Genomic DNA, 10,516 nt, shown 5'->3' on the forward strand with positions numbered 1-10,516 from the left:
ACGCCCAGGCATGAAAATTAACGCAGTGATGTTTGTTGATAGGTGTAGATATCGCCTTCGGGCACAAACTCCAGTCGGTGGGTAATGCAGGCGGGTGCATCTTCAGCATGGTGGGAAACAAACAGCAGTTGGGTTTCACCTTCACCGATCAGAACATCAACGAAGCGGCGGATCAACTGGCGGTTTAGCGGGTCCAGGCCTTGCAAGGGTTCATCAAGGATCAATAGCGTAGGGTGTTTAACCAGCGCGCGCACAATCAGCGCCAGCCGCTGTTGTCCCCAGGAAAGGCTGTGGAAAGGGGCGTCTGCAGTGCGTTTATCCATTCCCAGAATATCCAGCCACTGTTGTACCAGCTTGTGTTGTCTGTCTGATACGGCCTGATAAATACCGATGGAATCGAAGTAGCCTGAGAGAATGACGTTGCGCACCGTAGTGCTTACCCGGTAATCCAGATGCAGGCTGCTGCTGACGTAACCGATGTGTTTTTTGATATCCCAGATAGTTTCACCGCTACCCCGACGACGGCCAAACAGCGTCAAATCATTACTATAGCCCTGCGGATGATCGCCGGTGATTAAACTGAGCAGCGTTGATTTTCCCGCACCGTTTGGACCGACAATCTGCCAGTGTTCCCCTGGGTTTACCCGCCAGCTCAGATGATGAAGAATCGGGCGATCATTATAGGAAACGACCCCGTCGTTGAGCATAATCCGCGGTTCGTTCTCAGACAATATGCGACGTACGGAAGGCTCATCCGGTTCGGGCAGGGTAATACCATCAAGTCGTTCACTATGGGCAAGTTGGGCGATTAACGCTTGTTGCAGAAGACCCGTTTTTTCACCAGTTTCTGTCAATGTGCAATCGGCCAGCACGCCGGCAAACTGCACGAACTCGGGAATTTCATCGAAGCGGTTTAACACCAGCACTAACGTAAAACCGGCCTGATGTAACGCTGCGAGCAGCTCTGCCAACTGGCAACGTGAAGCCACATCCAGTCCGTCAAACGGTTCATCAAGGATCAGCAAATCGGGTTCAGACATCAGTGCCTGACAGAGCAGAGTTTTCCGCGTTTCGCCGGTGGAAAGGTATTTGAAACGTCTGCTGAGCAGTGAGGTAATACCAAACTGCTGTGCCAGGGCGGCACAGCGAGCAGGATCGCTGACCTCATCCTGAATAATTTCCGCAGTAGTACGCCCGGTATCGTCTTCGCCTGGGCTCAGAAGATCGGTGTTGTTACGCTGCCATTCGTCGCTGACCAGCTTTTGTAGTTGCTCAAAGGAGAGACGGGTTATACGCGTGAACTGGCTGTGGCGTTCGCCTTTTAGTAACGGTAATTCTCCGGCGAGCGCACGCGCCAGTGCGGATTTTCCGCTGCCGTTAGACCCCACAAACGCCCAGCTATCACCCGCGTTTAACGTCAACGAATTCAACTGAAGCGTTTTGGTATCACTCAGACGAAACGTGCCTTGCGAAATTTGCAACGATGACATTTTGTATCCCATTATCTGCAGCGATTAATAACAGGGATACGTGTTCTTCAGGCCGATGTCAATCACTCAGCACAGCGTTGCGATAATCACTCTGTCTGCGTTGAAATAGGCCGTGACATTCGCGCCTTCGTGCAGCGTCGCGGTATTTTCTGTCGGAATGGTCGCACACAGCGTCTGACCGTCTGGTAGCGTCATCAATACCTCGCACTGTTCCGAGCCGCGTTCGATATGGCTGATCGTGCCCTGCAGCTGGTTATCGGCGGCCTGAGCGATAGCGTCATCCTGGGTAATTCCGACCCACGGCGCTTTCAACAGGATCAAGACTTCTTTGCCTTCATCAAGCCCCAGACGTTCACCGCTCTGCGCGGTAATCGCGACTTTCAGCCGGGTTGCGCCATCAGCCAGCAGGACGTCAACATGTTGCTGAACCTGGTCGTGGTCGCGCGCGGTTATTGTGCCAAACCACTGGTTACGAGCGCTGGTTTGCAGTGAAAAACGAGAGATGGCCGCCAGCAGACTATTAAGTGGAACCGCATCGTCATCGCTGAGGACATCGAAGGCTTTTTGCTGAATTTGCGCCAGCAGGTCGTACAACTGAATCAGGCGCTGGCCGTAGCGGGTTAACACTGCACCGCCGCCGCCTTTGCCTCCGGTGGCGCGCTCTACCAGCGTCTGCTCACTAAGCTGGTTCATTTCGTTAATCGCGTCCCAGGCGCTTTTATAACTGATACCTGCATCCTTCGCGCCCTGACTGATGGAGCCGGAAAGCGCAATGTGCTTAAGCAGAGAAATGCGGCGGGGATCGGCAAACAGTTTTTGCTGAAGTTTCAGTGTAAGTAGGATTTCGGCCTGCATAACAAGCTCCTGGCAAAAAAGGGTATTGTGACGGAAAACCGCGCCTGAGCAAAGCCGACCGCACAAAAGGGGAGTGCTTTTCTGTGTTATGTGGTTAGAATACAACTAAGGACTATATCTGGAGTTGACCATGTTAGAGTTATTGAAAAGTCTGGTATTCGCCGTAATCATGGTACCTGTGGTAATGGCCATCATTCTGGGACTGATTTACGGACTGGGTGAAGTGTTCAACATTTTTTCCGGTATCGGTCAGAAAGACCAATCCAGACAGAACCATTGATTCCCCGAACGCCCGCTTAGCCGGGCGTTTTTTATTGCTCATTATCCAACTGCGTTAGTTCCTCAAGATCCTGCTTTCCCTGCCGATATTTTCTTTGTGTAACCTCTAATTGGTAGTAATAACCGCTGGGAAAATCCTGATTTACTCGTTATATTTGCGCCTACATAACGAAACTCAAAGGAGTTACAGATGGCACGTACATGGTTACGCTTGTTTGCAGGGGCAACACTTTCTCTTTCTGTTGCCGGACATGCACTGGCGGATGAAGGTAAAATCACAGTGTTTGCAGCGGCGTCGTTAACGAACGCGATGCAGGATATTGCCGCAGAATATAAAAAAGAGAAGAACGTTGATGTCGTTTCTTCTTTTGCTTCTTCTTCCACGCTGGCGCGCCAGATTGAAGCAGGCGCACCGGCCGATCTGTTTATTTCTGCCGATCAAAAGTGGATGGATTACGCGGTAGACAAAAAGTCTATCGATACCGCAACGCGCAAAACGCTGCTCGGTAACAGCCTGGTCGTTGTCGCGCCGAAAGCCAGTGCACAGAAAGACTTCACTATCGACAGCAAAACCAACTGGACCAGTTTGTTGAACGGTGGACGTCTGGCCGTTGGCGATCCGGAGCATGTTCCGGCGGGCATTTATGCCAAAGAGGCGCTGCAAAAACTGGGAGCATGGGATACCCTGGCACCGAAACTGGCTCCGGCTGAAGATGTTCGTGGCGCATTGGCGCTGGTTGAACGCAACGAAGCCCCGCTGGGCATTGTCTATGGTTCTGATGCCGTCGCCAGTAAAGGCGTAAAAGTTGTGGCGACCTTCCCGGAAGACTCACATAAAAAAGTGGAATACCCTATCGCGGTTGTTGATGGCCACTCCAACGCAACGGTCAGCGCGTTCTATGATTACCTGAAAGGACCGCAGGCTTCTGAAATCTTCAAACGTTATGGATTTACGACCAAGTAATGATACTGACCGATCCTGAATGGCAGGCCGTCTTACTGAGCCTGAAAGTTTCTTCCCTGGCCGTGTTGTTTAGCCTGCCGTTTGGGATCTTCTTTGCCTGGCTACTGGTACGCTGTAAGTTCCCGGGCAAAGCGTTGCTCGACAGCGTACTGCACTTGCCGCTGGTACTGCCGCCGGTTGTGGTGGGGTACCTGTTGCTGGTGGCTATGGGGCGGCGCGGATTCATTGGCGAATGGCTGTATGACTGGTTTGGCATCACCTTTGCCTTTAGCTGGCGCGGTGCGGTACTGGCCGCGGCGGTGATGTCTTTTCCTCTTATGGTGCGGGCTATTCGTCTGGCGCTGGAAGGTGTTGACGTCAAGCTGGAGCAGGCGGCCCGCACGCTGGGAGCCGGGCGTTGGCGCGTATTCATGACCATTACCTTACCGCTGATGCTGCCCGGTATTATTGTCGGTACGGTGCTGGCGTTCGCGCGTTCACTCGGGGAATTCGGCGCAACCATTACTTTTGTTTCTAATATCCCAGGCGAAACGCGCACCATTCCTTCGGCGATGTACACCCTCATCCAGACGCCTGGTGGCGAAAGCGCGGCGGCAAGGTTATGCATTATTTCTATCGTGCTGGCGCTGATTTCGCTGCTCATTTCTGAGTGGCTGGCGCGAATTAGCCGTGAGCGGACGGGGCGATAATCATGCTGGAACTTAATTTCTCCCAGACGCTGGGAACCCACTGCCTGACGCTCAACGAAACGCTGCCAGCCAGCGGTATTACCGCTATTTTTGGTGTCTCTGGCGCGGGTAAAACGTCGCTGATTAATGCTATCAGTGGTCTGACCCAACCACAGTCCGGGCGCATTGTGCTCAACGGTCGGGTACTGAATGACGTTGAAAACGGTATCTGCCTGACGCCTGAAAAACGCCGGGTGGGCTATGTTTTTCAGGATGCGCGTCTGTTCCCGCATTATAAAGTACGCGGCAATCTGCGTTACGGTATGGCGAAAAGCATGGCCGGACAGTTTGATAAGCTGGTGGCGTTGTTGGGTATTGAGCCTTTGCTCGACCGTCTACCCGGCGGCCTTTCTGGTGGTGAAAAGCAGCGTGTCGCCATCGGTCGGGCGCTGCTTACCGCGCCGGAGTTGTTGTTGCTTGATGAGCCGCTCGCCTCGCTGGACATTCCGCGTAAGCGCGAACTGCTGCCTTACCTGCAACGCCTGGCGCGTGAAATTAATATTCCGATGCTGTATGTCAGTCACTCGCTCGATGAAATTTTGCACCTGGCGGACAAAGTGATGGTGCTGGAAAACGGGCAGGTGAAAGCGTTTGGTTCGCTGGAGGACGTCTGGGGCAGCAGCGTGATGCACCCCTGGCTGCCGAAGGAACAGCAAAGCAGCATTCTGAAAGTCAGCGTACTGGAACATCATCCGCACTATGCGATGACCGCGCTGGCGCTCGGCGATCAGCATCTGTGGGTCAATAAGCTGGATCAACCACTGCAAACCGCGCTGCGTATTCGTATTCAGGCATCAGATGTTTCACTGGTGCTCCAACCGCCGCAGCAGACCAGTATTCGTAACGTGCTGCGGGCGAAAGTCGCGCAGTGCTATGACGATAACGGTCAGGTGGAAGTACAGCTTGAGGTCGGCGGGAAAACGCTGTGGGCGAGAATTAGCCCATGGGCCAGGGATGAACTGGGTATCAAGCCTGGCCTGTGGCTGTACGCGCAAATTAAGAGCGTGTCGATTACTGCCTGATTACAACAGGTGGGAATAGATAAATTTCGCGATGCTGTCGGTGGTGTTGTCGCCAATCACGATGTTGGCGCGGGCTTTGACCGCATCATCGGCATTGCCCATCGCCACACCGGTACCTGCGGCTTCCAGCATACTGATATCGTTGAAGTTATCGCCAAAGGCGATCACGTTTTCCATTGATCCGCCCTGGGCTTCAATCCACTGGGCAAGGCGTCGTCCTTTGCTGTTGCCTTTACGGGCCACGTCAACCTGATCATGCCAGGACCACTCACACTCCAGCCCCAGTTGCTGTTCAACATGTTTACCAAACTGCTGTAGCTTTGGAATATCTTCGTCAGTCAGGGCAAATTTCCACACGGCGTTGACGTCATGCGCCGCCTGCGCCAGTGAAGGTACCTGGGTGAAGGTCGGGCGCTGTTCCGGCGGCAGGGTTTGCGCCCAGTTAGCGGTACGCACCACATGTCCGGTTGGGCGCTCATACAGCATGGCTTCATCCACATACATCAGCCCGTGGATCTGATGTTCATTCAGCATATCGATCAGTTGCAACGCCTGGTTAACCGGGAGGGGATCGGATTCCAGCACCTTTTTCGCCTGATAATCATACAAGTAGGTACCGTTGCAGCAAATTGCAGGTGTATCCAGCGCCAGTGCCTGATAAAAAGGATGAATAGCAACGTGATGGCGACCCGTGACAATGATAAGTTGGTAGCCTGCTTCTCTGGCGCGCGAGAGCGCTTCGAGAGAGGAGGGCAGCAAGGTTTTCTTCGGGGTCAACAGGGTACCGTCTAAATCCAGGGCAATCACGCGTGCGGTCATAGGTTTTTCCAGATTAAGGTTGAGAATTTTGTCTGCTGGAATGGTACACCGAGACGGGAGCCGGACAAAATTCTGAGCCTTAATTAAGCATTCACCGTTAAAAGCGTCTACCTTAGGCGTGTGTCAGGCAATTGCAGCCACCTGCCAAAAGCAAAGGAGTTTTCATGAAGCAAACCGTTTATACCGCCAGCCCTGAGAGTCAGCAAATTCACGTCTGGAGCCTGAATCACGAGGGGGCTCTGACGCTGACGCAGGTGGTTGATGTGCCGGGTCAGGTACAGCCGATGGTCGTCAGCCCGGATAAGCGCTACCTCTATGTTGGCGTGCGCCCGGAGTTTCGCGTGCTGGCTTACCGTATTGCGCCTGATGACGGTGCGCTGACTTTCGCGGCAGAGTCTGCGCTGCCGGGGAGCCCGACGCATATTTCTACCGATCATCAGGGGCGTTTTGTGTTTGTTGGCTCTTATAACGCGGGCAGCGTGAGCGTTACCCGTCTGGATGATGGTCTGCCGGTAGAGCTGGTAGACGTGGTTGAAGGTCTGGACGGCTGCCACTCGGCCAACATCTCACCGGATAACCGTACCCTGTGGGTTCCAGCGTTGAAACAGGATCGTATCTGCCTGTTCACCGTCAGCGATGATGGTCATCTGGTCGCGCAGGAGCCGGCGGAAGTGACTACCGTTGAAGGCGCAGGCCCGCGCCATATGGCATTCCATCCGAATCAGCAATATGCCTACTGCGTGAATGAGTTGAACAGCTCCGTTGACGTCTGGGAACTGAAAGATCCGTATGGCAAAATTGAGTGTGTGCAGACGCTGGATATGATGCCTGCTGATTTCTCTGATACCCGCTGGGCGGCAGATATCCATATTACACCAGATGGTCGTCATCTGTATGCCTGTGACCGTACCGCCAGCCTGATTACGGTGTTTAGCGTCTCAGAAGATGGGAGCGTGCTGACGAAAGAAGGCTTCCAGCCGAGCGAAATCCAGCCGCGCGGTTTTAATATCGACCACAGTGGGAAATACCTGATCGCCGCCGGGCAAAAATCGCACCATATCGCGGTGTATGAGATTGCAGGTGAACAAGGCCTGTTGACGGAGAAAGGTCGCTACGCGGTAGGGCAAGGTCCGATGTGGGTGGTGATTAACGCGTACTAACAACAGCGGCGCCCGTTAGCGGGCGTCGCTATCTGTAAGATTGATTGCGAATGCTTTTGCTGTTTCTGTCTGTTTGATCCCCTTCTATAGTCAGTTGTACTCGCGTTTCTGCTGACGGCCTGTACCTCTTTTTCTTCAGCGCTGAATACCAGCGCCTGCTTTCGAAAAAAATGCTTTTCTACCAAAAATTGGAGCATTTTTTATAATCTTTTAATGTGCTTTTATAGTATTAATAACCCCGCAGAGTTATTTTTACATTAATTTCGCGAATGTAATTATTATTTGTTTTTATAATATTAGCGGTGTTAATTATTAATTTTCTCAATGTGAAAAATATTTTCTTTCCTATATGGGGTATATATATGTCTGATTTAAGTTTCAGTGTTGCAAGTAGATCTATTTGTGATAAATTAGCAGATAAAAACATTGTAAAAAAAAGACCGCCAGTGGAGAGAAGGAGGCATCTTGCTGATAATCTCCAGTCAGTAAAACAGTCAGATAAAAAGATAAATGTATCTGATGGGATCTGCAAAATTAATAACTCCCATGAATTAGATAAAGCGAATGTCCATCACAAACATCATCATAAATCGATTCAGGTTCAACGTCATCAAAGTAACAAAGGAAAAATTGAACATGCAAAATTAGAAAATAAAACTAACAAAGAATTTATTAATGAAATTAAAAATAATAATGGAGTTATAAACACTCGTGGTAATCGCATTCTTCCGTTATACGCTGGATGCGAGGTACAAATGTCTGTTAATGGCCAAAATGTAATAGTTAAGCCCTCTTTTGATTCAATTGGTCAGGTTGAGTTTTGCATAGCTAAACGAGGCAAGGAAGACGTTATAGCCAGAACATTGACGAAAAAAGAGATTATCACTATTCTTTCAGAAGCAAGGTATAAAAAAGACACTTATACAGTAGATGTTAACGGAATTACATTCCCCTCTTCTCCAAAAGGTGAGAAGAAATTTATTCCATGGAACCATATTCTGGCTACTACCCCTGAAAAATCCACTAATGCCAATAAGTATGAGGGAACAATGGCTAAGGGTGGTGAGATTATTTTATTTATCGATGAGAGTCAGGGGGGGCGTGGAAATCTAGCGGAGGTAAAACAGGAAACGATAATACCACTCAATGATATTATTGGTCGGCGAACGCTGGATACCGATCGTGATTTCCCTACGAATATTGATAAATACAATAGATTTGACAGTAGAAATATGAATTCACTTTCTTTAAATGACATTGAAAATAGGTTAAACAAAAGAAAGGAAAGTGCTGATCATGCTGCCCATAACCTTCAGAAGGCCGAAAAAATGGCAGTCAAGGCTGAAGGTGCGGCTAAAAAGAGTGATGCTACTGACAAAGAAAAGGCCTATGCAATAAAGGCAAGAAAAGACGCAGATAAAGCCAAGAGTAAAAATGATGCCGCTCAAGCCGCTTTTCGCAGTGTACGGGAGGACATTATTACTATTTATTTTGAAACGGAAAGACAATACGGCGTGGTTGCCGTAAGAACGCTACGAGATAGTATCGTTCATATACTGACAGATATAGATGCCAACAATATGGTCCATATTGATCGCAAAGGGAATATGAATGATGAAGCCAGGATGTATTTTTTAAACTCTGGAGGGACAAATAATGAGGGTCGTTACATAGAAGGTGGTATTGCCAAAAGGCATCTCATACCTTTATTGCACCCTGAGTTGACGTTCATAAAAATTCGCTCGGAGGACAAAACAAGAGGATCTTTACGTAAACTTGGACATTTTTATGGGCGACATGCAAAGCATGCTTTGCAAGCGCTATCCACATCTGAGCAGGTTGAAATAACGGTTATTATTCAGTGCGTAAAGGATGGTGTGAGCCTCAGGCGTTTCTCGCCAACGATGTTACGTAAATATCTCCCCATTATTGAAGAAATAGCAAAAGATCGCAAAAATATACTTTCAATGGAAAATCAGAAAAATAAAATATTTACCACTAATGACCCTCTTGGACACAAGGCAGGTGAGGAATTATCTTCACTGCTGCGCATTATTAGAGAGAATAAAACAGATGTAGCCAGATGCGAAGATATGATAACCAATTGCCTTTTTAAGGTTGGTCCAGGAAATGAAAATGAAATTATAAATCATTATGCTGATTTATTAAGCCATAACCCATTGATTTTAGAAGTGGAAAAAACGCATTCATACGCAAAAGACCTCGAGCAAGTAAAACAGGAAATTAATGGCTTACTGTCTAATAAAATAAAGCTTGAGGCTGCCGGGAAGTCATCAATGCGTAAAGAGATAAAGGATATTCGGCATAAATTAAAAGAGTTATCCAGGATAAGAGAGAGTTTAGAGATTGCCGTTAGTCATTGCAATAGAGGAAGTGAAGCTACTATCCGATTTATTGGCATAAATGAAAACGTTAATAATGTTAGTACTACTCGCAGCTATTTCGATAGTTTATCTGTGTATCAAGGTAAAAAAATAAGAGATACTATGGTAAAACAATATCGCGAAAGTATCGGTCAGATGATAGCCCGTAGCAGCGCACAAGATAAAATGTTTTACTTTAGCTATTATATTGAGCTATTCAGCTTTATGTCCAAGGCTTATCAGGACAAGATCAAATCTGGAACCGCTTTGGATAATGATAAATTCCTGGCTAAACTTTATTCCTATGAAGCTAAAAAAATGACCAGTCAGTTCAGTTATTATCTTTCGCATTTAGAAAAAGTAGGGATAAATAAACTGGAAAGTAATTTACGTCCTGTAACGCAGAATGCGTTAAACATGATAATACCAAAACGACCGGAAGAAATTAAAGAAAAATTTGTAGCGGTAAGGGGTCATGCTGAACAACCGAGTAGGCAAAAGAATGTGCTTGCAGCTATGCAGATTGCACAGGAACTGGCAATCCAGATAAAAACAGTGGTGAATTGGCTTAAAGAAGACAATATACCGAATGCTCTATCGATGACCCAGTCTTTGGCTGAACAATTAAACACGGTGGTAAATAACCTCGAAACGGGTGAGCAACGTCCACAGGATGTTGGGACAGAACCTGAGCGGGTGATTGCACAAGCCCGGGAACGGTTAGCACAAATTAACAATAGTGATAGTGGGAATAAATCACAATTATTGAATCATGCTCAAACATTAGCAACGCAATTTAATGAATTGGTAGGGCA

9 protein-coding genes are annotated in these 10,516 nt (G+C 48.6%); 6 read left to right on the top strand and 3 right to left on the bottom strand.

Annotated elements, in window-relative coordinates; all coding sequences use genetic code 11:
- Positions 1 to 17 precede the first annotated feature (17 nt).
- A complete protein-coding gene (gene modF / locus JTI85_RS07885) occupies positions 18 to 1,490 on the bottom strand; it encodes a molybdate ABC transporter ATP-binding protein ModF (protein WP_061067552.1) in 1,473 nt (490 codons plus the stop codon).
- Between the two features lie 66 nt (positions 1,491 to 1,556).
- The gene (modE, locus tag JTI85_RS07890) at positions 1,557 to 2,345 is read right to left on the bottom strand and encodes a molybdenum-dependent transcriptional regulator (protein WP_061067553.1); all 789 of its coding nucleotides are present in this window, start codon (positions 2,343 to 2,345) and stop codon (positions 1,557 to 1,559) included.
- A 130-nt stretch (positions 2,346 to 2,475) separates the two neighbouring features.
- On the opposite strand from modE, the gene JTI85_RS07895 reads away from it, so the two are divergent.
- The 4 genes from JTI85_RS07895 to modC all read left to right on the top strand — a co-directional run bounded on the left by JTI85_RS07895 (position 2,476) and on the right by modC (position 5,338).
- Positions 2,476 to 2,625: an AcrZ family multidrug efflux pump-associated protein gene (locus JTI85_RS07895; protein WP_003023026.1), complete on the top strand. Its 150-nt coding sequence runs from the start codon at positions 2,476 to 2,478 to the stop codon at positions 2,623 to 2,625.
- 189 nt (positions 2,626 to 2,814) lie between these two features.
- On the top strand, positions 2,815 to 3,588 hold the full coding sequence (gene modA / locus JTI85_RS07900; protein WP_048212228.1) for a molybdate ABC transporter substrate-binding protein: 774 nt from the start codon (positions 2,815 to 2,817) through the stop codon (positions 3,586 to 3,588).
- Positions 3,588 to 4,277 carry a molybdate ABC transporter permease subunit gene (modB, locus tag JTI85_RS07905; RefSeq protein WP_005125418.1) on the top strand — a complete coding sequence of 230 codons (690 nt, stop codon included), beginning with the start codon at positions 3,588 to 3,590 and terminating at the stop codon, positions 4,275 to 4,277. Before modA ends, modB begins: the two co-directional genes overlap by 1 nt.
- Before the next feature lie 2 nt (positions 4,278 to 4,279).
- A complete protein-coding gene (gene modC, locus JTI85_RS07910) occupies positions 4,280 to 5,338 on the top strand; it encodes a molybdenum ABC transporter ATP-binding protein ModC (RefSeq protein ID WP_040232493.1) in 1,059 nt (352 codons plus the stop codon).
- Here modC and JTI85_RS07915 read toward each other — a convergent pair whose 3' ends face one another.
- A complete protein-coding gene (locus tag JTI85_RS07915; protein ID WP_061067554.1) occupies positions 5,339 to 6,157 on the bottom strand; it encodes a pyridoxal phosphatase in 819 nt (272 codons plus the stop codon).
- Between the two features lie 164 nt (positions 6,158 to 6,321).
- On the opposite strand from JTI85_RS07915, the gene pgl reads away from it, so the two are divergent.
- Both pgl and JTI85_RS07925 read left to right on the top strand, forming a co-directional pair.
- A complete protein-coding gene (gene pgl, locus JTI85_RS07920) occupies positions 6,322 to 7,317 on the top strand; it encodes a 6-phosphogluconolactonase (protein WP_199985058.1) in 996 nt (331 codons plus the stop codon).
- A 362-nt stretch (positions 7,318 to 7,679) separates the two neighbouring features.
- Positions 7,680 to 10,516, top strand: a 2,837-nt coding sequence (locus JTI85_RS07925) for a hypothetical protein (RefSeq protein ID WP_219352385.1), incomplete at its 3' end; no start/stop codon positions are given.

Source organism: Citrobacter sp. Colony219 (genome assembly GCF_019382635.1).
Classification (GTDB): Bacteria; Pseudomonadota; Gammaproteobacteria; order Enterobacterales; family Enterobacteriaceae; genus Citrobacter; species Citrobacter youngae.